At 70.1% G+C, this 23840-nt stretch carries 21 protein-coding genes; 11 read left to right on the top strand and 10 right to left on the bottom strand.

Annotation, left to right across the window (positions count from 1 at the left end; all coding sequences use genetic code 11):
* Positions 1 to 9: 9 nt before the first annotated feature.
* A complete protein-coding gene (locus GVL03_RS11560; protein ID WP_235038136.1) occupies positions 10 to 975 on the bottom strand; it encodes a sugar-binding transcriptional regulator in 966 nt (321 codons plus the stop codon).
* Between the two features lie 99 nt (positions 976 to 1074).
* Between GVL03_RS11560 and GVL03_RS11555 the strand changes: the two genes are divergently transcribed.
* Both GVL03_RS11555 and glpK read left to right on the top strand, forming a co-directional pair.
* Positions 1075 to 2814 carry a glycerol-3-phosphate dehydrogenase/oxidase gene (locus GVL03_RS11555; RefSeq protein WP_159501149.1) on the top strand — a complete coding sequence of 580 codons (1740 nt, stop codon included), beginning with the start codon at positions 1075 to 1077 and terminating at the stop codon, positions 2812 to 2814.
* Between the two features lie 92 nt (positions 2815 to 2906).
* Positions 2907 to 4436 (top strand): glycerol kinase GlpK, encoded by a 1530-nt coding sequence (glpK, locus tag GVL03_RS11550; protein ID WP_159501148.1) that lies wholly within the window; start codon positions 2907 to 2909, stop codon positions 4434 to 4436.
* A 130-nt stretch (positions 4437 to 4566) separates the two neighbouring features.
* Here the strand turns inward: glpK and GVL03_RS11545 are convergent, their stop codons facing one another.
* Positions 4567 to 5439 (bottom strand): Fpg/Nei family DNA glycosylase, encoded by an 873-nt coding sequence (locus tag GVL03_RS11545; RefSeq protein ID WP_159501147.1) that lies wholly within the window; start codon positions 5437 to 5439, stop codon positions 4567 to 4569.
* A gap of 42 nt (positions 5440 to 5481) precedes the next feature.
* Entirely contained in the window at positions 5482 to 6744 is a 1263-nt protein-coding gene (locus GVL03_RS11540; RefSeq protein ID WP_159501146.1) for an alpha-hydroxy acid oxidase, read from the bottom strand.
* A gap of 130 nt (positions 6745 to 6874) precedes the next feature.
* Between GVL03_RS11540 and GVL03_RS11535 the strand changes: the two genes are divergently transcribed.
* Positions 6875 to 7609: a FadR/GntR family transcriptional regulator gene (locus GVL03_RS11535; RefSeq protein ID WP_235038135.1), complete on the top strand. Its 735-nt coding sequence runs from the start codon at positions 6875 to 6877 to the stop codon at positions 7607 to 7609.
* Positions 7610 to 7777: 168 nt separating this feature from the next.
* On the opposite strand, the gene trpS is transcribed toward GVL03_RS11535, so the two are convergent.
* Together trpS and GVL03_RS11525 are read right to left on the bottom strand one after the other, a co-directional pair.
* A complete protein-coding gene (trpS, locus tag GVL03_RS11530; RefSeq protein WP_159501144.1) occupies positions 7778 to 8782 on the bottom strand; it encodes a tryptophan--tRNA ligase in 1005 nt (334 codons plus the stop codon).
* Positions 8783 to 8858: 76 nt separating this feature from the next.
* The gene (locus tag GVL03_RS11525) at positions 8859 to 9707 is read right to left on the bottom strand and encodes an exodeoxyribonuclease III (protein ID WP_200847156.1); all 849 of its coding nucleotides are present in this window, start codon (positions 9705 to 9707) and stop codon (positions 8859 to 8861) included.
* Between the two features lie 147 nt (positions 9708 to 9854).
* Between GVL03_RS11525 and GVL03_RS11520 the strand changes: the two genes are divergently transcribed.
* On the top strand, positions 9855 to 10046 hold the full coding sequence (locus GVL03_RS11520; RefSeq protein WP_159501142.1) for a hypothetical protein: 192 nt from the start codon (positions 9855 to 9857) through the stop codon (positions 10044 to 10046).
* A gap of 109 nt (positions 10047 to 10155) precedes the next feature.
* Here GVL03_RS11520 and GVL03_RS11515 read toward each other — a convergent pair whose 3' ends face one another.
* The 5 genes from GVL03_RS11515 to sdhC all read right to left on the bottom strand — a co-directional run bounded on the left by GVL03_RS11515 (position 10156) and on the right by sdhC (position 15128).
* Positions 10156 to 11385 carry a YihY/virulence factor BrkB family protein gene (locus tag GVL03_RS11515; protein ID WP_235038134.1) on the bottom strand — a complete coding sequence of 410 codons (1230 nt, stop codon included), beginning with the start codon at positions 11383 to 11385 and terminating at the stop codon, positions 10156 to 10158.
* Positions 11386 to 11563: 178 nt separating this feature from the next.
* Positions 11564 to 12343, bottom strand: coding sequence for a succinate dehydrogenase iron-sulfur subunit (locus GVL03_RS11510; RefSeq protein ID WP_200847155.1), 780 nt, complete (start codon positions 12341 to 12343; stop codon positions 11564 to 11566).
* Between the two features lie 2 nt (positions 12344 to 12345).
* Positions 12346 to 14151, bottom strand: a complete 1806-nt coding sequence (gene sdhA / locus GVL03_RS11505) for a succinate dehydrogenase flavoprotein subunit (RefSeq protein ID WP_159501141.1) — start codon at positions 14149 to 14151, stop codon at positions 12346 to 12348.
* Positions 14152 to 14250: 99 nt separating this feature from the next.
* Positions 14251 to 14694, bottom strand: a complete 444-nt coding sequence (locus GVL03_RS11500) for a succinate dehydrogenase hydrophobic membrane anchor subunit (protein ID WP_200847154.1) — start codon at positions 14692 to 14694, stop codon at positions 14251 to 14253.
* Complete coding sequence (gene sdhC / locus GVL03_RS11495) at positions 14694 to 15128, bottom strand: succinate dehydrogenase, cytochrome b556 subunit (protein ID WP_235038133.1); 435 nt, start codon at positions 15126 to 15128, stop codon at positions 14694 to 14696. Before sdhC ends, GVL03_RS11500 begins: the two co-directional genes overlap by 1 nt.
* Positions 15129 to 15336: 208 nt before the next feature.
* Between sdhC and GVL03_RS11490 the strand changes: the two genes are divergently transcribed.
* The 7 genes from GVL03_RS11490 to GVL03_RS11460 all read left to right on the top strand — a co-directional run.
* Entirely contained in the window at positions 15337 to 16452 is a 1116-nt protein-coding gene (locus GVL03_RS11490) for a mannose-1-phosphate guanylyltransferase (protein ID WP_159501139.1), read from the top strand.
* Positions 16453 to 16727: 275 nt separating this feature from the next.
* Positions 16728 to 17843, top strand: a complete 1116-nt coding sequence (locus tag GVL03_RS11485) for a BMP family protein (protein WP_159501138.1) — start codon at positions 16728 to 16730, stop codon at positions 17841 to 17843.
* A 92-nt stretch (positions 17844 to 17935) separates the two neighbouring features.
* Positions 17936 to 19450: an ABC transporter ATP-binding protein gene (locus tag GVL03_RS11480; protein ID WP_159501137.1), complete on the top strand. Its 1515-nt coding sequence runs from the start codon at positions 17936 to 17938 to the stop codon at positions 19448 to 19450.
* Complete coding sequence (locus GVL03_RS11475; RefSeq protein WP_159501136.1) at positions 19447 to 20781, top strand: ABC transporter permease; 1335 nt, start codon at positions 19447 to 19449, stop codon at positions 20779 to 20781. Before GVL03_RS11480 ends, GVL03_RS11475 begins: the two co-directional genes overlap by 4 nt.
* Positions 20778 to 22064 carry an ABC transporter permease gene (locus GVL03_RS11470; RefSeq protein WP_159501135.1) on the top strand — a complete coding sequence of 429 codons (1287 nt, stop codon included), beginning with the start codon at positions 20778 to 20780 and terminating at the stop codon, positions 22062 to 22064. Before GVL03_RS11475 ends, GVL03_RS11470 begins: the two co-directional genes overlap by 4 nt.
* Before the next feature lie 59 nt (positions 22065 to 22123).
* A complete protein-coding gene (locus tag GVL03_RS11465; RefSeq protein WP_235038132.1) occupies positions 22124 to 22525 on the top strand; it encodes a cytidine deaminase in 402 nt (133 codons plus the stop codon).
* Positions 22522 to 23840 (top strand): thymidine phosphorylase (locus tag GVL03_RS11460; protein WP_159501133.1); only part of this gene is annotated, 1319 nt, incomplete at its 3' end. The genes GVL03_RS11465 and GVL03_RS11460, both read left to right, overlap by 4 nt.

Genomic DNA, 23840 nt, shown 5'->3' with positions numbered 1-23840 from the left:
CGGGTGCTCTCAGGTGTCGTCCTCGGCGAGGGCGCGGGCCGACGGCTCGTCGATCACGAGGTCGGTGACCAGGCCCGCGGCGAGAGCGCCCCGGACGCTCGCGAGCTTTCCCTCGCCCGAGACGATGCAGATGCGACGCCGCACACGGGCGAGGTCGGCCAGTGCCGGGCCCGTCGCGCGGGCGTTCAGGGCGATGTCCGCGCTCGAGCCGTCGGCGCGGTAGAAGACGGTCGCGACGTCGCCGACGACCCGCTCGCGCTCGAGCTCGGCCAGGTCCGCGCGCTCCAGGTACCCGCCGGCGTACACGTGGCTGGGCACCGACGACCCGCTGGCGCCGACGCTGAAGACCACGGCGTCCATTGCCGCCTGGGCGTCGAGGATGCGGCGCATGCTGCGCTCGCGCCAGAGCGCGGTCTTGGTCGCGGGGGCGTCGAAGAACGCCGGAACCGGGAACTGCTGCACCTGCGCGGTGAACGCATGCCCGAACCGGCGGAGGATCTCGCTGGCGTAGCCGAGGCCGGTGGTGCGGGTGTTGCCCGATCCGTTGAGCTGCACGAATCGCGTTCCGGTCGTGGGCTTCGGCTCGAGTCGGCGGCTGACCGCCGCGATCGTCGACCCCCAGGCCACCCCGACCGTCATGTGCGAGCCGACGTGCGCCCCGAGCACCGCCGCCGCGGTCGCGGCGACGATGTCGAGCCGCTCCACCTCGCCGGCGTCCTCGCGGACCGGCGCGGTGTGCGCGGTGATCCGGTATCGCGTCCGCAGCGCATCGGCCAGCATGCGAGGCGCGTCGAGTGGCGAGCGCACCCGGATCTCCACCAGCCCGCGCTCGCGCGCGTGCTTGAGCAGCCGTGAGACGGTCGAGCGCGAGACGCCCAGCCGCCCGCCGATCGACTCCATGGTCTCGCCGCGCAGATAGTGGGCGGTGGCGGCGGCGAGGGCGAGCTCGCTCTGCCGTCGGAGGTCGTCGGGCACGCCCCCAGTGTGCACGTTCGTGCAACCGGATTGCAACGATGTGTGACGCTCGTCACGATGGACACAGCGGCGGGCCCGACGTCGCGGAGGAGGACGAGCATGACGACGGATGCGGATGCCCGCACGGCGTGGCGGCAGCTGGCGGACCGGCCCCGAGCGGACGTGCTCGTGATCGGCGGGGGGATCAACGGCCTCGCGACGTTCCGCGATCTCGCGATGCAGGGCGTCGACGTGGCCCTCGTGGATCGCGGCGACTATGTCGGCGGCGCGTCGGCGGCGAGTTCGCACATGATCCACGGCGGGATCCGCTACCTCGAGAACGGAGAGTTCCGCCTCGTGCGCGAGGCCGTCGTGGAGCGCAACGGTCTCCTCGCCATCGCCCCGCACTACGTGCGTCCGCTGCAGACGACCATCCCCGTCTTCTCGACCTTCTCCGGCATCCTCTCCGCGCCCCTCCGGTTCCTCCGCCATGGCGCGGGCCGCCCGAAGGAGCGCGGCGCCGTCCTGATCAAGATCGGGCTGGTCATCTACGACTCCTTCTCCCGTGGCGGCGGCCGGGTGGCGCGTCACGCGTTCCACGGGCGCACGCGATCGCTCCGGGCGCTGCCCCGGCTCAACCCGGGCGTGCGCTACACGGCGTCCTACTGGGACGCCTCGCTGCACGACCCGGAACGCCTGGCGCTCGACGTCCTGCACGACGGGCTCGCCGCCGGAGGCGACCGGGCACGCGCGATCAACTACGTCGCAGCCGTCGGGGCGCGGAACGGCCGGGTGGTCCTCGAGGACGCCGAGAGCGGCGAACAGGTCGAGTTCACCGCATCCGTCGTCGTCAACGCCTCCGGACCCTGGACCGACCTCACCAACACCGCCCTCGGCGACCCGACCCGCTACATGGGCGGGACGAAGGGATCGCACATCGTCCTCGACAACCCCGAGCTGCTGGAGGCCGCTGGAGGGCGCGAGATCTTCTTCGAGCACCGCGACGGCCGCATCGTGCTCATCTACCCGCTCAAGGGGCGGGTGCTCGTCGGCACGACCGACCTCGAGCACGACATGCACGACGAGATCGTGTGCACGGAGGCCGAGGTCGACTACTTCTTCGACCTCGTGCGGCACGTGTTCCCCGGCATCGCGGTGGATCGCGATCAGATCGTCTACCGGTTCGCGGGCGTGCGGCCCCTGCCGGGGCACGGCGATGTGGCTCCCGGGTTCGTCTCGCGCGACTACCGGATCGAGGGCGCGCCGCTCGCGGGCTCGGACGGCTCGGTGCGCGTCCTCAGCCTCGTCGGCGGCAAGTGGACGACCTTCCGGGCGCTCGCCGAGCACCTCGCCGACCGCGTGCTGGCCGCGCTCGGACGCCCGCGTCGGCGCAGCACCGCCGGGGTGCAGATCGGCGGCGGCGTCGGGTACCCCACGACGGAACGGCGCCGGATGCGGTGGCTCGACGACAACGGCCGGAACCTGCCGCGCCCACGGGTCGCTGAACTGCTCGACCGATACGGCACCCGGGCCACCGAGGTGATCGAGGCCATCGCCGCGGACCCCTCCGACGCGCCGCTCGCCTCGGCGCCGTCCTACTCGACCGCGGAGCTGCGCCACCTCGCCCGCACCGAGCACGTCGTGCACGTCGCCGACCTGCTCCTGCGCCGCACCGGCCTCGCCTTCACGGGCGGCGCGATCGGGGCGGCGGAGGAGGTCACCCGCACCGTTGCGCCGGTCCTCGGCTGGGACGAGGACCGCATCGTGCACGAGCTCCGCGCCGGCATCGCGGCGGTCCGACGCGCGGAACCGGACGCGGCGGGGACGGACTCGGACGTCTCCGTGCTGACCGAATCCTGACGGACCGTCGGTCGAATCGCGACGCGCCGGGGTGCGGAAGGCATAATCGAGCACGGGCGCCGCGTCCGCGCGCCCGGAGAGGAAGCGGCGACGTGGCCGAGCATGTGATCGCCCTCGACCAGGGCACGACGTCGACGCGTGCGATCGTCTTCGACGCCGGCGGACGGATCGTCGCGAGCGCGCAACGCGAGCACGAGCAGATCTTCCCGCGCGCCGGACGCGTCGAGCACGACGCGAACGAGATCTGGACGAACTCGGTGTGGGTGCTCGAGACCGCGCTCGCCGAGGCGGGGCTCTCGGTCGCGCAGATCGCCGCGCTCGGGATCACGAACCAGCGCGAGACGGCGATCGTCTGGGATCGCCGCACGGGACGCCCCGTGCACAACGCGATCGTCTGGCAGGACACCCGCACGCAGCCGGCCATCGACCGGCTCGCCGGCGAGCACGCCGACTACGACCGGTTCGCCGACGAGACGGGACTGCCATTGGCGGCCTATTTCTCCGCATCCAAGATCGCGTGGATCCTCGACAACGTCACCGGGGCGCGCGCCGATGCCGAGGCCGGGCATCTGCTGTTCGGCACCCCCGACACGTGGCTCGTCTGGAACCTCACCGGCGGCTCGCGCCATGTGACCGACGTGACCAACGCGAGCCGCACGCTCCTCATGGACCTCCGGAGGCTCGAATGGTCGGACGCCATGCTCGAGGTGTTCCGCATCCCGCGCGCGATGCTTCCCGAGATCGTCTCCTCGTCCGAGGTGGTCGGGGAGGTCTCCGCCGTCGCGCAGCTGCGCGGCATCCCGATCGCCGGGATCCTGGGGGACCAGCAGGCGGCGACGTTCGGCCAGGCCGCGTTCGGCGAGGGCGAGTCGAAGAACACCTACGGCACCGGCAACTTCCTGCTCGTCGGCACCGGCGAGCGCATCGTGCGCTCGCCGCACGGGCTCATCTCGACCGTCGGCTACCGCATCGACGGGGAGCCCGCGCAGTACGCCGTGGAGGGCTCGATCGCCGTCACCGGATCGCTCGTGCAGTGGCTGCGCGACAACCTCGGTCTGTTCGCGGAGTCGAACGACGTGGGCAGGCTCGCCGAGTCCGTCCCGGACAACGGCGGGGCCTACTTCGTGCCCGCGTTCTCGGGCCTGTTCGCGCCGTACTGGCGACCCGACGCGCGCGGTGCTCTCGTCGGGCTCACCCGTTTCGTCAACCGCGGGCACATCGCCCGTGCCGCGCTGGAGGCGACCGCCTTCCAGACCCTCGATGTGATCGACGCTGTCGTGGCCGACACCGGCCGGTCGCTCGAAGAGCTGCGGGTCGACGGCGGCATGACCCGCAACGGCCTGCTCATGCAGTTCCAGGCCGACATCCTCGGCATCCCGGTGGTCCGACCCGAGGTGATCGAGACCACGGCGCTCGGGGCGGCGTATGCGGCCGGTCTCGCCACGGGCGTCTGGAAGACCCTCGACGAGCTGCGCGCGCACTGGCGCGAGGGCGAGCGGTGGGAGCCTCGGATGCCCGGGGACGAGCGCGACCGCCGCATCCGGATGTGGCGCAAGGCCGTTCGGCGCTCGTTCGACTGGGTCGACGACGACGCCCGCATCCTCATGGGCACCACCGGCTGAGCCCGTCCCTTCTCCTGCGAACCCACACCTTTCTCGCGAACCCACACCTCTATCGCGTACGGAGTGTGTGGGTTCGTGCAGAAGATGTGGGTTCGGCGGGCGGAGAGCGCGGATGCAGGACGAAGTGCGACTACTTGAGGAGGCGGGAGAGGCGGCGGTCCGCCAGGATTCTGCCGCCGGTCTGGCAGGTCGGGCAGTATTCCAGCGAGTTGTCGGCGAAGAACACCGACCGCACCTCGTCGCCGCACACGGGGCACTCCTGGCCGCGGCGTCCGTGCACCCGCATGCCGCGTCGCTTCGCGTCCTTGAGATCGGCCGGCGGCTTTTCGGATGCGGTCGCCACCGCATCCGCCAGCGTGTCGACGATCGCCGCGAACAGCGTGTCGATCTCGACGTCGCCGAGGGTCGCGGCGAGCGCGTACGGCGACATCCGGGCGACGTGGAGGATCTCGTCGGAGTAGGCGTTGCCGATGCCCGCGATGATCGACTGGTCCCGCAGCACCCCCTTGATCTGGGTGCGCCGACCGGCGAGCATCGCCGCGAGCGTGTCGCGTGCGAACCCGGGATCGAGCGGGTCGGGGCCCAGCCGCGCGATCCCCGGGACGTCGCCGGGGGAGCGCACGAGGTACACGGCGAGGGACTTCTTGGTGCCGGCCTCGGTGAGATCGAACCCCGATCCGTCGTCGAAGCCGACCCGCAGCGCGATGGGCGTGCGGCCGGGTTTCACGGGTGTCGGTGGCAGGACGTCGTACCAGCGCAGCCACCCCGCCTTCGCGAGATGGAACACCAGATGCGCATCCGCATCCGCTCCCGAGGTGCGGACGTCGAGGAACTTGCCGTGCCGCGCGACGGCCGTCACGGTCGTGTCCCGCAGGCTCTCGAGCGGCGGGTCGTACGTCTTCAGAGCGGAGATCGCGACGACCTGCGCCCGGGTCACCACACGGCCGGGCAGCCGCGTGCCCAGAAAGGCGACGAGCCCCTCGACCTCCGGCATCTCCGGCATGCGCCCATCCTGTCATGCGGGCGCATGCCGGAGCGGCGCGGATCAGACGGAGACGATGCTCGCGGCGTCCGCGCGCGGGGTGAGCCGCTGCAGCTGGGTGACGTGCGCGGGGGTGAGCTCTGCGAGCTCCGACACCTGCAGCAGCTTCATCGTGCGTACGACCTGCTCGGCGAGGATCTCGATGGTGCGGTCAACGCCGGCGCGGCCGCCGGCCATGAGGCCGTAGAGGTAGGCGCGGCCGATGAGGGTGAACTTCGCGCCGAGTGCGATGGCGGCGACGATGTCGGCGCCGTTCATGATGCCGGTGTCGATCGTGATCTCGGTGTCGCGGCCGACTTCGCGGACGACGTCGGGGAGGAGATGGAAGGGCACGGGGGCGCGGTCGAGCTGGCGTCCGCCGTGGTTGGAGAGCACGATGCCGTCGACGCCGAGATCGGCGAGACGGCGGGAGTCCTCGACGTTCTGCACGCCCTTGACGACGAGCTTCCCCGGCCACAGCGCGCGGATCTCGGCGAGGTCGTCGAAGGAGATCGACGGGTCCATCGCGGAGTCGAGCAGCTCGCCGACCGTGCCGCCGGTCGCCGACAGCGACGCGAACTCGAGCTTGGGCGTCGTGAGGAAGTCGTACCACCACCAGGGGCGGGGGAGCGCGTCGAGGATCGTGCCGACGCTGAGCTGGGGCGGGATGGAGAACCCGTTGCGCTTGTCGCGCAGGCGGGCACCGGCGACCGGGGTGTCGACGGTGAAGAACAGGGTGTCGAAGCCCGCCTTCGCGGCGCGTTCGACGAGGGCGTAGGAGATCTCGCGCTGGCGCATCACGTACAGCTGGAACCAGTTGCGTCCGTGGGGGTTCGCGGCCTTGACGTCCTCGATCGAGGTCGTCCCGAGGGTCGAGAGGGTGAACGGGATGCCCGCGGCGGCAGCCGCTCCCGCGCCCGCGATCTCGCCCTCGGTCTGCATCAGGCGGGTGAAGCCGGTCGGGGCGATCCCGAACGGCAGGGCAGACGGGCCGCCGAAGACGGTGGTGGAGGTGTCGACCGTGGAGACATCGCGCAGGATCGACGGATGGAACTCCACGTCCTCGAACGCCTGACGGGCCCGGGCCAGCGAGATCTCGCCATCCGCCGCGCCGTCGGTGTAGTCGAAAGCCGCCGCGGGCGTGCGGCGCTTCGCGATCCGCTGCAGATCCTCGATCGTCAACGCCGAGGACAGACGACGACGCTTGCCGTTCAGATCGGGCTTCTTGAACTGCATGAGCTCCAGGAGCTCGACGGGATTGGGCAGCTGCCGGCGGATGGCGCTCATGGACGTCCTTCGAACGGAACGGGGGCGCCTCATCCGGCGCGTTTCGGGTGGTCTGACCTCTGCTGTTAGGATATTGGCGTGCACTGGCCGCGTCAATTCGACGCCTCGTGCGCGGCAGGAGGATGAGGACGTGGTCTACGAGCGCATTCCCGATTGGGCTCCCGTCGCGCGAAGTCGTGCGCATGAGCTGGTCATCCAGGCGATCGAGGATCAGATCATGGCGGGCGCCCTCGTCGTGGGCGATCCGCTGCCGCCCGAGCGTGAGCTCGCCGCGCGGCTCGAGGTGAGCCGCGCGGGCGTGCGCGAGGCCGTCCGCGTGTTGGAGGGCCAGGGGGTTCTCCGCTCTCGCGTGGGCTCCGGCGCGGACGCGGGCACCTTCGTCGCCGCGCTCCCGGACGGTGCACTCACCCGCTTCCTCCGCCTGCACGTGGCGCTCGCGAACTTCCCGTTCAGCGACGTCGTCGACGCACGGGTGACGCTCGAGCGCTCGAGCGCCGCGCTGGCCGCGCGCAACGCCGACGCTGCCGCGATCGCGGTGATCGGGGAGGCCTTGCAGCGCGGCGCCGCTTCCGACGTCTCGCCCGACGCGTTCAACGACGCCGACACCGCGTTCCACGTCGCCATCGCCGAGGCCACCGGGAACCGGCTCGTGTCGTCGATGACGATCGCGATCCGCGAGTCGCTGACGGCCCGCATCCTGACGGCGCTGCACGGGCACGCCGACTGGACAGGCCTCGCGAAGCGACTGCACGCGCAGCACGAGGAGCTGTTCGACGCGATAGTCCGTCACGAGCCCGAGGTCGCGGCGGAGCTTGCCGAGCATCACATCCGCTTCGCGGACCAGGAGCTTCCCCGCATGGCCTGACGGAGCCCATCGCCTGACGGATCTCCGCACGGCCTGACGGATCTCTGCACGGCCGCACGGAGCCGTACGCGTGCCGGCCCGCCGCCGCGGGTCGCGGCGTAGCAGCGGCCTGGGTCGCTGACGACCAACGAAGGATGCGAGATCTGCCCCTCCGGGGAGACCTTCGGGTCAGCTGCGGCGCAGGAGGCCGATCCGGTCGTACACGTCGCCGAGGGTGCGGTCGGCGACGGATGCGGCCTTCCGCGCGTTCGCGGCGAGCACCCGGTCGAGCTCGGCCGGGTCGTCGAGCAGTGCCAGCGCGCGCTCGCGCACGGGTCCGAACTCGTTCACCACGACCTCGGCGAGGCCCTTCTTGAAGTCCCCGTAGCCGCGACCGGCGTACTCGTCCTCGATCGCCGGGATCTGGCGTCCGGTGAGGGCCGCGTAGATGACCAGCAGGTTCGAGACGCCGGGCTTGGTCTCCCGGTCGTAGCGGACGACGCCCTCGGAGTCGGTGACCGCGCGCATGATCTTCTTCGCGCTCTTGGCGGGGTCGTCGAGCAGCCACAGCACGCCGGCATCCGACTCGGCCGACTTCGACATCTTCGACGTCGGGTTCTGCAGGTCGTAGATGCGGCCGGTCTCCTGCTGGATCACCGGTGTCGGCACGCGGAAGGTCTCGCCGTAGCGTGCGTTGAAGCGTTCGGCGAGGTCGCGCGTCAGCTCGACGTGCTGCTTCTGGTCGTCGCCGACCGGCACGATGTTCGTCTGGTACAGCAGGATGTCGGCCGCCATCAGCACCGGGTAGGTGAACAGGCCGACGTTGGTCGCGTCGGCGCCGTGCCGCGCGGACTTGTCCTTGAACTGGGTCATCCGGCCGGCCTCGCCGTAGCCGGTGATGGTCGACAGGACCCAGGCGAGCTCCGTGTGCGCGGGTACGTGCGACTGCACGTACAGCGTCGACTTCGACGGCTCGATGCCGCCCGCGATGTACTGGGCCGCTGTGCGACGGGTCTTCTCCCGGAGCTCCGCCGGGTCGTTCGGCTGCGTGAGCGCGTGCAGGTCGACGACGGAGAAGAACGCGTCGTACGACTCCTGTAGGTCACGCCACTGCATGAGCGCCCCGATGTAGTTGCCGATCTGGAGGGAGTCGGCCGAGGGCTGCATTCCGGAGTACAGGCGCGCTTTGCTCACGCCTTCGATTCTAGGCGGGGCGGATGGGTCGCCCACCCGCTGCGTGACTGGTCTGGGTCGCGCATCCGCCGCGCCGTCAGCACCCGAGCGTGTAGTCCGCGATGACGGGGGCGTGGTCGCTCCAGCGTTCGGCGTACGCGGCGGCGCGCGCGACGCGGTAGTCGACGACCCGGGCCGCCAGGGCGGGGGAGGCCGCGTGGTAATCGATGCGCCATCCGGTGTCGTTGTCGAAGGCCTGGCCCCGGTTCGACCACCACGTGTACGGGCCGTCGACCTCGCCGGCGAAGCGGCGCCCGATGTCGATCCAGCCGAGGCCCGTGCCGGTCGATCCGTCGACCCCGGTCACGTCGCTCCCCGCCTCGCCGAAGAAGCGGTCGAAGTAGGCGCGCTCCCGAGGAAGGAAGCCCGCCTTCTTCACGTTGCCGCGCCAGTTCTTGATGTCGAGCTCGCGGTGGCCGACGTTCAGGTCGCCCGTGACGACGGCCAGCGCACCATCGGCCGACAGCTGCGGCAGGCGCTCGGTCATCGCATCGAGGAACGCCCACTTGGCCTCCTGACGAGGGGTGCCCACCTCGCCCGAGTGCACGTAGGCGCTGACGACGGTGAGCTGCTCTCCGTCGATGTCGAAGGTGGCCTCGAGCCAGCGCCCCTCCGACTGGGCGGGCTCAGGCGGCAGCTTCGTCCGCGAACCGGAGATGGGCAGTCGACTGGCCACCGCGACGCCCGCACGGCCCTTGGCCAGTGCCTCGTCGTGCACGATGTGCCAGCCCGGCAGCGCGGTGTCGACATGCTCGCGCTCTGCGCGGACCTCTTGCAGGGTGAGGATGTCGACATCCGCCCGATCGAGCCATCCGGCCATGCCGTTGCGGACGGCGGCGCGGATGCCGTTGACGTTGACAGAGGCGATGCGGATGGTTCGAGGCACGTCTGCCAGCGTAACGCGGGGCTCCGACACGCCGCCGCTGCGCCTAGCCTGAACCATGTCGGGTCCTGGGCGGTCTTCGCCGTCGCGAACGCGCTCGTTCGCCGGTTCCCGGCGTATGGCGCCGCGTTCGGCGCCATCCTGGCCCTGATGATCGGATTCGGCGGAATCGCGCTCATCGTGAACTTCGTGCTCGATGTCGTGCTGGCGCCGGGCGTGCTGCCCCTCGCGGTGCCGGCCGCGCTCGTTGTGTCGATCGTCGTGCCCGGCGTCTACGTCGCGTTCGCGGCGCATGCGATCCAGACTGCGGATGGCCGGGTCACGTTCGAGCGGAGCCGGTGAGCGACAGCACCGACTGAGCATCCATCGCCCCTGCAGGGCCCTCCGCGGGATGGGGAAAGCCCGGTCGCTGAGCGATCGCAGCGAGACAGAGCGCCAGGACCGGCGCGCATCAGTCGAGGAGGTCGCGCAGCCGGAGCCCGGGATCGTCGTCGGCCGGGCCGAGCGCCGTCAGCTCAGCGCGCGCCCGTCGCACGTCGCGCGTCGCGAGGGGTCTGCGCCACCACGGTGCGGACGCCAGCGCGGTCTCGGCATCACGCAGTCGCACGTGAGCGGCCACCCTGAGCGCTTGGCGCTCCATCCGGGCCCGCTCCTGCGGCGACAGCTCGACGAGCGGGAGGTCACGGTCGGAGGTGGCGACCGCGATCCACGCGCCGGCGACGAGGATGACGATGCCGTTGATGCGGAACCAGAGAAGGAAGCCGATGAAGATCGCGAACGTGGCCAGCAGCGGGTTCGACGGGGTGTAGCGCAGGAGAAGGCCGGCTGCGACCTGCATCACCGCGAGAGCGGCACCGCCGAGGAGGGAGCCGGGCCAGATCCGTCGCCATCTGAGTGAGGTGCCGGTGAGGAAGCGGAACAGCAGAGCGAGCGCCACAGCGTTGATGCCGAAGGCGACGATGAGGGTCAGCGTGCGCACGAGGACGCCCGACCAGGTCGAGTCGTTGCTCCATCCGAGCGGCGAGAGCACCAGGTCGAGGGCCCAGGTCGTGATCTGGACGAGCACCGAGCCGATCAGCAGCGCCAGACCGAACACGAGCGCCGCGAAGAGGTCCCGGGCCTTCAGCAGCACGTAGCTGCGAGCGTCGTAGGGGAGACCGAAGGTGTCGCGCACGGCGCGGCGGGTGTAGGTCACGAAGCCGATCGCCGTCCAGACGATGACGACGAGCGCCACGATGCCCGTGACCGTCAGCAGGCTTCCCGAGCTGGCCGCGATCTCCTGCACCTGCGCGGGTCTGACCAGTCCGTGATCGCTGATGAGGTTCGGGATGTAGCTGTTGATGATGGCGATGAGCCGGGTGACGGCCTCGGGGCTGCCGCCCAGCCAGGTGCCGACGATCGCGAAGGCGAGGTAGATCGCCGCGAAGATCGTGAACAGCGACTGGTAGCTGATGCCGGCGGCGAGGAGGAACCCGTTGTGCTGCAGGAAGTGGCGCCAGACTCGAATGGGGAACCAGGCGAGCGTCTTCTTCGTCAGCCGCGTGGCGCGCTCGAGCGGCTCGTCGAAGCGCTCGCGGAGCGACGCCTGGCCCGCTTCCCACCGGGCGCGCAGCGAGTCGTCGGGTTCGAGGATCGGGCGGGGGCTCTCGCCGCGCTCGGGTCGGTCCCGTCTATCGCTCACCCTGCCACACTAGCGAGCGGAGGACGCGGCATCCCCCGGCCGCCTGACCCCGAGACGGTCCCTCCGTCCCCTCCGCGTCCGCGGAGGGGACGGGCCTCGAGACTGCAACGGGGCGCCGAGACAGCGGGGAAACCCCACGGTCTCGGCGCCCACATGCAGTCTCGCGGTGGGGAGGGGCTCACCCGCGCAGGACGGCCTGCTTGACCTCGGCGATCGCCTTCGTGACCTGGATGCCGCGGGGGCACGCCTCGGTGCAGTTGAAGGTGGTGCGGCAGCGCCACACTCCCTCCTTGTCGTTGAGGATGTCGAGGCGCACGTCACCCGCGTCGTCGCGCGAGTCGAAGATGAACCGGTGCGCGTTCACGATCGCGGCGGGGCCGAAGTACTGCCCGTCGGTCCAGAACACGGGACAGGACGACGTGCACGCGGCGCAGAGGATGCACTTCGTGGTGTCGTCGAAGCGCTCACGGTCGACGATCGACTGGAAGCGCTCCTTGCCGGGCTCGGGCTTCGAGTTCGAGATCAGGAACGGCTGTACGTCGCGGAACGACGCGAAGAAGGGCTCCATGTCGACGATGAGGTCCTTCTCGAGCGGAAGTCCCTTGATGGCCTCGACGTAGATGGGCTTCGAGATGTCGAGATCCTTGATCAGCGTCTTGCACGCCAGCCGGTTGCGCCCGTTGATGCGCATCGCGTCGGACCCGCAGATGCCGTGGGCGCACGAGCGGCGGAACGCGAGCGAGCCGTCGACCTCCCACTTGATCTTGTGCAGCGCGTCGAGCACGCGGTCGGTCGAGTAGACCTCCACGTCGTAGTCGACCCAGCGCGGCTCCTCGTCGAGCTCCGGGTTGAACCGGCGCACGATGAAGGTCACGAGGAATGCCTGGATGCCGGAGTCGTTCGTCTCTTCGACGACCGGAGTCTCCGCCGGGGCGGTGGCGATCGCGGTGGCGGCCATGCCTAGTACTTCCTCTCCATCGGCTGGTAGCGGGTGATGACGACCGGTTTCCAATCCAGGCGGATGTGGTCCTCCGGGTGCGACGAGTGCGGGTCGCCCGAAAGGTAGGACATCGTGTGCCGCATGTAGTTCTCGTCGTCCCGCTTCGGGTAGTCGTCGCGCATGTGGCCGCCGCGGCTCTCCTTGCGGTTGCGTGCGGCGACGACGACGACCTCGGCGATGTCGAGGAGGAAGCCCAGCTCCACGGCTTCGAGCAGGTCGGTGTTGTACCGCTTGCCCTTGTCGTCCACGTGCACGTTGCGGTAGCGATCGCGCAGCTCCTCGATGACGACCATCACCTCACCGAGCGACTCGTCGGTGCGGAACACCTGGGCCTTGCGGTCCATCTCGTCCTGCAGGGTCTTGCGCAGCACGGCGATGCGCTCGGTGCCGGGGTTGTCGCGCAGGCCCTCGATGAGCTCGCGCACCTCCTTCGCCGGGTCCTCGGGAAGCGGTACGAAGTCGGCGGTCTGCACGTACTTCACGGCGTTCTTGCCGGCGCGCTTGCCGAACACGTTGATGTCGAGCAGCGAGTTCGTGCCGAGACGGTTCGAGCCGTGCACTGAGACGCAGGCGCACTCGCCGGCGGCGTAGAGGCCGGGGACGACGGTGGTGTTGTCGCTGAGCACCTCGGCGTCGTTGTTGGTCGGGATGCCGCCCATCGCGTAGTGCGCGGTCGGCATCACGGGCACGGGCTCGACCACCGGATCGACGCCGAGATAGGTGCGCGCGAACTCGGTGATGTCGGGGAGCTTGGTCTCGAGCACCTCGGCGCCGAGGTGCGTGCAGTCCAGCAGCACGTAGTCCTTGTGGGGGCCGGCGCCGCGGCCCTCCGCGACCTCCTGCACCATGCACCGGCTGACGATGTCGCGCGGGGCGAGGTCCTTGATGGTCGGCGCGTACCGCTCCATGAAGCGCTCGCCCGACGCGTTCCGGAGGATCGCGCCCTCGCCGCGCGCGCCCTCGGTGAGGAGGATGCCGAGGCCGGCGAGGCCGGTGGGGTGGAACTGGAAGAACTCCATGTCCTCGAGCGGCAGCCGCTTGCGCCAGACGATGCCGACGCCGTCGCCGGTGAGGGTGTGGGCGTTGGAGGTGGTCTTGAAGATCTTGCCGAAGCCGCCGGTGGCGAAGATGATCGCCTTCGCCTGGAAGACGTGCAGATCGCCCGTCGCCAGCTCGTACGCGACGACGCCCGAGACCTTGGTGGCGCCGTCCTCCTCGACCGTGATCAGGTCGAGCACGTAGAACTCGTTGTAGAAGTTGATGCCGAGCTTGACGCAGTTCTGGAACAGCGTCTGCAGGATCATGTGGCCGGTGCGGTCGGCGGCGTAGCACGCGCGGCGCACGGGGCTCTTGCCGTGGTCGGCCGTGTGGCCGCCGAACCGGCGCTGGTCGATCTTGCCCTCGGGCGTGCGGTTGAACGGCAGGCCCATGTTCTCGAGGTCGATGACCGCGTCGATGGCCTCCTTCGCGAGGATCTCCGCCGCATCCTGGTCGACGAGATAGTCGCCGCCCTTGACCGTGTCGAAGGTGTGCCACTCCCACGAGTCCTCTTCGACGTTGGCGAGCGCCGCCGCCATGCCGCCCTGCGCCGCGCCCGTGTGGGAGCGGGTCGGGTAGAGCTTCGAGATGACCGCCGTCCTCGCGCCCGGGGCCGCCTCGATGGCGGCGCGCATGCCGGCTCCGCCCGCGCCGACGATCACGATGTCGAACTGGTGGTAGTAGACGCCGTCCTTGATGACGGTGTCCTCGGTGGAATGACTGCTCACGGGAAGGATGCCTCTTTGTCCGTTGTGTCGCTGTGTCCGTTGTGTCGCGCGGTTCGGGGCGCGTTGCGATCTGTACTCTGCGGCCGTCGTGCCGAGGGCCTACTGGCAGCGCTCCCAGAGGATGCTGTCCGCGGTGACGCCCAGGCACGGGTCGAACGTGAAGACGACGAGCGTGCCGAGGACGATCAGGAAACCGGAGACGATCCAGATCGCCCAGACGAGCGCACGACGCGTGCCGTTGTGCGTGACGTAGTCGTTGACGATCGTGCGCATGCCGTTGCCGCCGTGGATCATCGCGAGCCACAGCATCAGCACGTCCCACCACTGCCAGAAGGGGGAGGCGAGCTTGCCGGCGACGAACGCGAAGTCGATCTGATGGATGCCGTCGCCGGTGAGGAGGTTGACGAACAGGTGCCCGAAGATCAGGACGATCAGCACGACGCCGGAGGCGCGCATGTAGATCCAGCCCCACTTCTCGAGGTTCGGGCCCTTGCGGCGCGGTGCGGAGTAGGCGGAGCGGGGGTCGGCGATCGCGGTGCTCATCAGTGGCCGCCTCCCGTCGAGGCGAACACGTTCATCAGGTGGCGCGGGGCGAAGCCCAGCATCGTCACCGCCCAGACGCCGAGGACGATCCACCAGAGCTGACGCTGGTAGCGCGCGCCCTTCGACCAGAAGTCGACCAGGATGATGCGAAGCCCGTTGTACGCGTGGTACGCGATGGCTGCGACCAGCACGACCTCGCCGATGCCCATGATCGGGTTCTTGTAGGTGCCGATGACCGCGTTGTACGCCTCGGGCGACACCCGGATCAGGGCGGTGTCGAGGATGTGCACGAGCAGGAAGAAGAAGATCGACACGCCGGTGATCCGGTGCAGGACCCACGACCACATGCCCTCGTTGCCACGGTACAGAGTCCCGCGGGGGACTTTCGAGGTCGTCTGGGTAACCGATGGTGTGACGCGTGCTGGTGCCGACACGGTCGTCCTCCCTGATCGAACACGGTGCGGGGCCGTCGATGCCCCCGGGGACCCGGCCCCTGGCGTCACTCGGGCGCTGCGTGACATCATATTCGGCCGGGCGCGTCGGCGCCCTTTAGGCGAACCTAACTATCTCGACGTCGAGATATCTCGGTGAGATCCGCGATCGCGTCGGTCGCCGGCGCGCGCGCCGGTTACGCTGGGCGGCATGGGGACTCCTATCGACGACTTCTACGCCGTGATTCCCGCGGGCGGCATCGGCAGCAGGCTGTGGCCGCTCTCGCGAGCGGACGCGCCGAAGTTCCTGCACGATCTCACCGGCTCCGGGCAGACGCTCCTGCGCGACACGTGGGACCGGCTGGAGCCGCTCGCCGGCCACGACCGGATCGCCGTGGTCACCGGGCGCGCGCACCGGGCCGCGGTCGAGCAGCAGCTGCCCGGCATCCCCGACGAGAACGTCTTCCTCGAGTCGGAGCCCCGCGACTCGACGGCCGCCATCGGCCTCGCAGCCGCCATCCTCGTCCGGCGTGAGCCGGACGTGGTCATCGGCTCGTTCGCGGCGGACCACGTCATCCGCGGAGCGCGGGTGTTCGACTTCGCTGTGCGCCAGGCCGTCGAGGTCGCGCGCGCCGGCTACATCTGCACGATCGGCATCCAGCCCTCCGAGGCCTCCACCGGCTTCGGCTACATCAAGCGGGCTGACGAGCTGATCGTGGAGGGCGCCCCCGAGGCGGCGCTCGTGGAGCGCTTCGTCGAGAAGCCCGACCTCGAGACGGCGCGGGCCTACTTCGCCGACCGGGCGTACTCGTGGAACGCGGGCATGTTCATCTCCCGCGCCGACGTGCTGCTCGCCGAGATCGCTGCCAACGAGCCCGAGCTGCACGCGGGACTCATCGAGCTCGCCGACGCCTGGGACGACCGCGACCGCCGCGGTCCCGCCGTCGACCGGATCTGGCCGGCGCTGAAGAAGATCGCGATCGACTACACGGTCGCCGAGCCCGCCGCGGCTAAGGGGCGTCTCGCCGTGGTGCCCGGTCACTTCGACTGGGACGACGTGGGCGACTTCGCCAGTCTCACCAAGCTGATCTCCAACGGGCGCAAGAACGATCTGGCGATCCTCGGGGAGAACGCGCGTATCCTCTCCGACGCCTCGAGCGGCATCGTGGTCTCGCAGACGCAGCGGGTCATCAGCCTGATCGGCGTGCAGGACGTCGTCGTGGTCGACACCCCCGATGCGCTGCTGGTGACCACCACGGAGCACGCGCAGCGGGTCAAGCAGGTCGTCGACGCGCTGAAGCTCACCGGTCGGGGCGACGTGCTCTGAGACCTGCGGGACCCTCCGTGGGGCACGAGAGCACGGCCGCTGCCCCTCGTCCGGGAGCTGCGCTCCTGGCTCAGGGAGCGAGACGAGGAGGCTCTCGCCGCAGAACGCCGCCCGTCCGGCACCGATCGCGCACGATGCCCCTCCGGTGACGGATACATTGCGTCTTTGTAACCATTCGCGTCCCGGGCGGGTGCAGAGCGTCGAGACGACGTCACAATCGGTAACTTCAAGACGTTCCCTGCGAGATCCGCGGGGCCATCAATGTGGAGGCAGCATTGACCATTTCGACCACCAAGAAGCTCGCCGGCGTCACTGCCGCCGCCGGGCTCGTCCTCGCCCTGGCCAGCTGCGGCTCGGCACCCGAGACCGACGCGACGAGCGGCGGTGACGCCGACGCCGTGGACGGCTTCATGCCCTGCCTGATCTCCGACGAGGGCGGCTGGAACGACAAGTCGTTCAACCAGTCCGCCAAGGAGGGCATGGACCGCGCCCTCGACGAGCTGGGCGTCGAAGGCATCGAGATGGAGTCGACCACCGCGAACGACTACGTCCCGAACCTTGAGCAGCTCGTCTCGGAGGGCTGCACGTTCATCGTCTCCGTGGGCTTCAACCTCTCGGCCGCGACCGTCGAGTCGGCCCTGGCCAACCCCGATCTCGACTACGCGATCATCGACGACTGGGCCGACAACGACTTCGACGGCACCACCGACGCGCCCAACATCAAGCCCCTCGTCTTCGACACGGCACAGGCGTCCTACCTCGGCGGCTACGCCGCGGCGGCATGGTCGGCGCAGAGCGGCGTGAACAAGGTCGGCACCTTCGGCGGCATGCAGATCCCCTCGGTGGCCGTGTTCATGGACGGCTTCGAGCTGGGCGTCGAGAAGTTCAACGAGGACAAGTCCGGGTCGGTCGAGGTCTTCGGGTGGGACACCGAGACGCAGGAGGGCGCCTTCACCGGCGGCTTCGCCGCGAACGACACCGCCAAGCAGACCGCGCAGGGCATCCTCGATCAGGGCGTCGACGTCATCCTGCCCGTCGGCGGGCCGATCTACCAGAGCGCTGCGGCCGCCATCAGCGACGGCGGAACGGACACGGTGATGCTCGGCGTCGACAGCGACCTCGCCGTCGCCGACACGAGTGTCGCCGACCTCACCCTCGTGTCGATCATGAAGGCGATCGACGTCGCCGTCTACGACGCCACGATCGAGGCCGCCGGCGGCGACTTCGACGTCACGCCGTACGTCGGCACGCTCGAGAACGAGGGCGTGAAGCTCTCGAGCTTCCACGACTTCGAGTCGCAGCTGCCCGACGGCCTCGTCGACGAGCTCGCCACGCTCCAGGAGTCGATCATCGCCGGCGACATCACGGTGGAGTCCCCGAACTCCCCGTGACGAACCGCTGAGATCGGGGCCGGGGGGATGCCGAGCATCCTCCCGGCCCCGCTTCCGTCCGCCACCCGTTCCTTCTCGCTAGATTGGCCGTCATGAAGCTCGAGTTGAGGGGCATCACCAAGCGCTTCGGTTCTCTGGTGGCCAACGATCGGATAGACTTGGTCGTCCGGCCGGGCGAGATCCACGCGCTCCTCGGTGAGAACGGCGCCGGCAAGTCGACGCTCATGAACGTCCTCTACGGCCTCTACCAGGCCGACGAGGGGGAGATCCTCCTCGACGACGTGGTCCAGTACTTCCGCGGACCCGGTGAGGCGATGGCCGCCGGCATCGGCATGGTGCACCAGCACTTCATGCTGATCCCCGTGTTCACCGTGGCGGAGAACGTCATGCTCGGACACGAGGACACCAAGGGCCTCGGCGCGCTGGACCTGCCCGCGGCGCGTCGGCACGTGCGCGAGGTGGCCGATCGCTTCGGCTTCCGGATCGATCCCGACGCGCTCGTCGGCGATCTGCCGGTGGGGGTGCAGCAGCGCGTCGAGATCATCAAGGCGCTCTCGCGCGACGCGAAGGTGCTCGTGTTCGACGAGCCGACGGCGGTGCTGACGCCCCAGGAGACCGACGAGCTGATGGGCATCATGCGCCAGCTCAAGGCCGAGGGCACCTCGATCGTCTTCATCACCCACAAGCTGCGCGAGGTCCGCGAGGTCGCCGACCGCATCACCGTCATCCGGCTCGGCCGGGTCGTCGGTGAGGCGTCGCCGACGGCGACGAACGCGGAGCTGGCCTCGCTCATGGTCGGGCGCGCGGTGGAGCTCACGGTGCACAAGGATCCGCCTCGCATCGGGGAGGGGGGCCTCGAAGTGCGCGATCTGCGCGTGCTGACGCCGTCGGGCGCCGTCGTCGTCGACTCGGTGTCCTTCGACGTCCGCCCCGGCGAGGTCGTCGCGGTCGCGGGCGTCCAGGGAAACGGGCAGACCGAGCTGGTGGAGGCCATCGTGGGCCTGGCTGCCCGCGTCGAGGGGTCGATCACCCTGGGCGGGGTGGAGCTGGTCGGCAAGAGCGTGCGCGGCATCCTCGACGAGGGCGTCGGGTTCGTCCCCGAGGACCGCAAGGAGGACGGCCTCGTCGGCAGCTTCTCGGTCGCCGAGAACCTGATCCTGGACCGCTCCTCCGACTCTGAGTTCGTGCGGTTCGGGACCATCCGCCGCCAGGCGCTCGACACGTTCGCGCGTGCCCGCATCGCGGAGTACGACATCCGCACGCAGGGACCCGACACCCCGGCGGGCACGCTGTCCGGCGGCAACCAGCAGAAGGTCGTGCTGGCGCGCGAGATGAGCCGCGAGCTGCGGCTGCTCCTCGCCGCGCAGCCGACGCGCGGCGTGGACGTCGGGTCGATCGAGTTCATCCACACGCGCATCGTGGAGACGCGGGATGCCGGCATCCCGGTGGTCGTCGTCTCGACCGAGCTCGACGAGGTCGCCGCCCTCGCCGACCGCATCGCGGTCATGTACCGCGGAACGATCGTCGGGATCGTCCCCGGCGACACCCCCCGCGAGACCCTCGGCCTGATGATGGCCGGCGCCACAGACTCGGAGGCGGCCCTGTGAGCAGCACGACCCCCGGTGCCGACGACGCGACGCGGGGCCTCCCCGCCGAACAGCTGCCGGAGGTGCGCGGCCCGCTGACGGGTGAGCCCGCGCCGCCGCCGCGTTCGAACGTGTTCATCAAGGAGCTGCTGCGCGGCAGCGCCGTGACGACCCTGCTCGCGATCGTGCTCGCCATGATCGTCGGCGGCATCCTGATCGCCTTCACCGACGAGGACGTCCAAGAGGCGGCGGGCTATTTCTTCGCCCGGCCCGGAGACACTCTCGCCGCGATCTGGAGCGCGGTGTACGGCGGCTACGAGGCGCTCTTCCGCGGGGCGGTGTTCAACCCCCGGGGTGCGGACTTCGCCGCGCAGATCCGGCCGCTGACCAACTCGCTCGGCTTCGCCGCTCCCCTGATCGCCGCCGGTCTCGGGGTCGCCCTCGCCTTCCGCGTCGGCCTGTTCAACATCGGCGCCCGCGGCCAGATGCTGATCGGTGCGGCCCTCGCCGCGCTCGTCACCTTCCAGCTCGACCTGCCGATGTGGATCCACCTTCCGCTGACGCTGCTGGCCGGCATCGTCGGCGGAGCGCTGTGGGGCGGCCTCGTGGGTCTGCTCAAGGCCCGCACGGGCGCCCACGAGGTGATCCTCACGATCATGCTGAACTACGTGGCGTTCTACCTCGTCACGTGGATGATCCGGACACCAGGCCTCCTGCAGAAGCCCGGGACGAACCAGCCGATCACCTCGGCGACGCCCGAGACCGCGCGGTTCCCCGAGCTGCTCGGCGCCGCCTTCCCCGGCCTGGACTGGGGCTTCGTCGTCGTGGTCCTCGCGACTCTGGTGGTCTGGTGGGTCATCGAGCGGTCGAGCCTGGGCCTGCGCATGCGGGCGGTTGGCGACAACCCGCACGCGGCCCGCGCGAACGGCATCAGCGTCGAGCGCGTCTACATCTACGCGATGCTGTTCGCCGGCGGGCTCGCGGGCCTGGCGGCGATGAACCAGATCCAGGGATCGGTCACCACCGGCTTCAGCGGCAGCATCGACGCGGGCATCGGCTTCGACGCGATCACGGTCGCCCTGCTCGGGCGCAGCCGGGCGTGGGGGACGTTCGCCGCGGGCATCCTGTTCGGCGCGCTCAAGGCCGGCTCGTTCTCGATGCAGGCGCAGGGCATCCCGGTCGACATCGTGCTGGTCGTCCAGTCCCTCATCGTGCTGTTCATCGCGGCGCCCCCGCTGCTGCGCACCATCTTCTTCCTGCCGAAGACCGACGCCGAGAAGGCCGCCAAGACACGGAGCAAGGCCGCCAAGCGTCGACCAGGACCCGTCGCGGACAAGGGGGTGGCCGCATGAGCGCTCTGGCCCCCACGGCATCCTCCGACGGCACGATCCATCTCGCGACGGTCAAGGAGCGGCATCTCAAGGCGCCCCTCGTCCTGGCGGCGGTGACGCTGCTGCTCGCCGTCCTGTTCCTCGCCGCGCCCCGCGACGGCATCAGCACGTTCCGGCTCGGCGATGCGTCCTCGGCGATCGCCCTGCCGAACATCGGGCTGCCCACGGCGGCGACATCCTGGATCCTGCTCGGCGTGCTCGTGGTGCTGACCGGCCTCTCGGCGTGGAACGCGTGGTCCTACCGTCGTCCTCCGCTCTGGCTCACGATCGTCTTCGGCGTCCTCGCCGTCTTCACCTTTCTCGTCTGGGCGGCCGCCGACGGGCTCGTGCCGGTCTCGAGTCTGCTCGTGGGCGCCGTCTCGTTGTCGGTGCCGCTGGTCTTCGGCGCCTTGGGCGGCGTCATCGGCGAGCGCGCGGGCGTCGTCAACGTCGCGATCGAGGGCCAGCTGCTGCTGGGGGCCTTCTCCGCAGCGCTCCTGTCGAGCGTCACCGGCAACCCGTTCATCGGGCTGATCGGCGCGATGATCGGCGGCGTGCTGGTGGCCTTCGTCCTCGCGGCCTTCGCGATCAAGTACCTCGTCGACCAGGTCATCGTCGGCGTGGTCCTCAACGTGCTCGTCACCGGTCTCACCGGGTTCCTCTACGGGGCACTGCTCGTGCCCGACGAGGAGGCGCTGAACCGGCCGATCCGCTTCACGCGCATCGAGATCCCCCTGCTCAGCGACATCCCGATCATCGGACCCGTGCTGTTCAACCAGACCTTCATCGTCTACCTGATGTTCATCGCCGTGGTCGCGGTCTCGTGGGGGCTGTACCGCACCAGATGGGGCCTGCGCCTGCGCGCGGTCGGCGAGCACCCGCAGGCCGCCGACACCGTCGGCATCCGGGTGAACTCGACCCGGTTCTGGAACGTGTCGCTGGCCGGCGCGATCGCCGGCATCGGCGGGGCGTACTTCACGCTGGTGTCGGTGCCGCAGTTCGGCAAGGAGATGACCGCGGGGCTCGGCTTCATCGCCCTCGCCGCCGTCATCTTCGGCCGGTGGGACCCGATCAAGGCGACCCTCGCCGCGCTGCTGTTCGGATTCGCGACCAACCTGCAGAACCTGCTGACGGTGCTGAAGACGCCGATCCCGAGCGAGTTCATGCTGATGCTGCCCTATGTCGTGACGATCCTCGCGGTGGCCGGCTTCGCCGGTCAGATCCGCGGCCCCGCCGCATCCGGCAAACCGTACATCAAGGGCTGACGCCCGCGCGGATGCTGCGCCGTCCGCATCCGCGTATCCTCCACCATCGGAAGGCGACTGTGACAGACATCGACTGGGACCACCTGCGTCTCGTGGCGAACGAGGCGATGGAGCGCGCCTACGCGCCCTACTCCCGCTACCGGGTGGGGGCTGCAGCGCTGGTGTCGGACGGCCGCATCGTGTCGGGGTGCAACGTCGAGAACGCCTCGTACGGGGTGGGCCTGTGCGCCGAGTGCGGTCTCGTCTCGGAGCTGAGCATGACCGGCGGCGGCAGGCTCGTCGCCTTCGTCTGCGTGAACGGCGACCGCGAGACGATCATGCCCTGCGGCCGCTGCCGTCAGCTGCTGTTCGAGTTCGCACTGCCGGGGATGCTGCTGGAAACCGTGTCCGGCATCCGCACGATCGACGAGGTGTTGCCCGACGCCTTCGGTCCCCGCGACCTCGAGGAGAACCGCCGATGAGCGCGTCGTCGTCGTCGAGCGCGTCGTCGTCGAACACCGTGGAGGCGTTCGACGCGGTGGATGTCATCCGCGCCAAACGCGACGGGGGAGCCGTTCCCGAGGACGCGCTCCGCTGGATGATCGACGCCTACACCCGCGAGTACGTCACCGACGCGCAGATGGCGGCGTTCGCCATGGCGGTGCTCCTCAACGGCATGGGCCGCGACGAGATCCGGGTGATGACCGACGCGATGATCGCCTCCGGCGAGCGGATGAGCTTCGCGGACCTCGACAAGACGACGGTCGACAAGCACTCGACCGGCGGCGTCGGCGACAAGATCACCCTGCCGCTGGCCCCGCTCGTGGCGGCGTTCGGCGTCGCCGTGCCGCAGCTGTCGGGCCGCGGTCTCGGCCACACCGGGGGCACGCTCGACAAGCTGGAGTCGATCCCCGGATGGCGCTCCGCGCTCTCGAACGACGAGATGTTCGCCCAGCTCGCCTCGGTCGGTGCGGTCATCTGCGCGGCGGGTTCCGGGCTCGCCCCCGCCGACAAGCGGCTGTATGCCCTCCGCGACGTGACCGGCACGGTCGAGGCCATCCCGCTCATCGCCTCGAGCATCATGTCGAAGAAGATCGCCGAGGGCACGGCGGCGCTCGTGCTCGACGTGAAGTTCGGCTCCGGGGCGTTCATGCAGGACGTCGACCGTGCGCGCGAGCTCGCCCGCACGATGGTCGCGCTTGGGACGGACTCCGGCGTGGCGACGACGGCGCTGCTCACCGACATGAACACGCCGCTGGGGCTCGCCATCGGCAACGCGAACGAGGTGCGCGAGTCGGTCGAGGTGCTCGCCGGCGGCGGCCCCGCCGACGTGGTCGAGCTCACCGTCGCCCTCGCCCGCGAGATGCTCGCGCTCGCGGGGCTCCCCGACGTCGACGTCGAGGCCGCGCTCCGCGACGGCCGGGCGATGGACGCGTGGCGGCGCATGATCGTCGCGCAGGACGGCGATCCGGATGCGGAACTGCCCGTCGCCCGCGAGATCCACACGGTCACCGCGGCCCGGTCCGGAGTCGTCGCCCGTCTGGACGCCCTTCCGTTCGGCGTCGCCGCGTGGCGGCTGGGCGCCGGGCGCGCGCGCCCGCAGGACCCGGTCGTGCACGCCGCGGGCATCGACCTGCACGCGAAGCCCGGCGACCCCGTCGCCGCGGGACAGCCGCTGTTCACTTTGTCGGCGGACGATGGTGCCCGCTTCCCACGCGCCCTCGACGCGCTCGAGGGCGCGTGGGAGATCGGGGATGCCGCCCCCGCCGCATCCGCCCGCGTTCTCGAACGCATCAC

Origin of the sequence: Microbacterium sp. 18062, from assembly GCF_902706225.1 — a bacterium.
In the GTDB taxonomy this organism is placed as follows: Bacteria; Actinomycetota; Actinomycetes; order Actinomycetales; family Microbacteriaceae; genus Microbacterium.
Note: the sequence above shows the minus strand (reverse complement) of the source record. Positions and strands in the feature narration are given on the sequence as shown.

Excerpts from the sequence above, each read along its gene's own strand:
- GVL03_RS11500 (WP_200847154.1), bottom strand. The coding sequence starts at position 14,694 with ATGAGCACCGCGATCGCCGACCCCCGCTCCGCCTACTCCGCACCGCGC.
- GVL03_RS11490 (WP_159501139.1), top strand. The coding sequence starts at position 15,337 with ATGGGGACTCCTATCGACGACTTCTACGCCGTGATTCCCGCGGGCGGC.
- GVL03_RS11520 (WP_159501142.1), top strand. The coding sequence starts at position 9,855 with ATGATCGGATTCGGCGGAATCGCGCTCATCGTGAACTTCGTGCTCGAT.
- GVL03_RS11545 (WP_159501147.1), bottom strand. The coding sequence starts at position 5,439 with ATGCCGGAGATGCCGGAGGTCGAGGGGCTCGTCGCCTTTCTGGGCACG.
- GVL03_RS11470 (WP_159501135.1), top strand. The coding sequence starts at position 20,778 with ATGAGCGCTCTGGCCCCCACGGCATCCTCCGACGGCACGATCCATCTC.
- GVL03_RS11480 (WP_159501137.1), top strand. The coding sequence starts at position 17,936 with ATGAAGCTCGAGTTGAGGGGCATCACCAAGCGCTTCGGTTCTCTGGTG.
- GVL03_RS11510 (WP_200847155.1), bottom strand. The coding sequence starts at position 12,343 with ATGGCCGCCACCGCGATCGCCACCGCCCCGGCGGAGACTCCGGTCGTC.
- GVL03_RS11540 (WP_159501146.1), bottom strand. The coding sequence starts at position 6,744 with ATGAGCGCCATCCGCCGGCAGCTGCCCAATCCCGTCGAGCTCCTGGAG.
- GVL03_RS11555 (WP_159501149.1), top strand. The coding sequence starts at position 1,075 with ATGACGACGGATGCGGATGCCCGCACGGCGTGGCGGCAGCTGGCGGAC.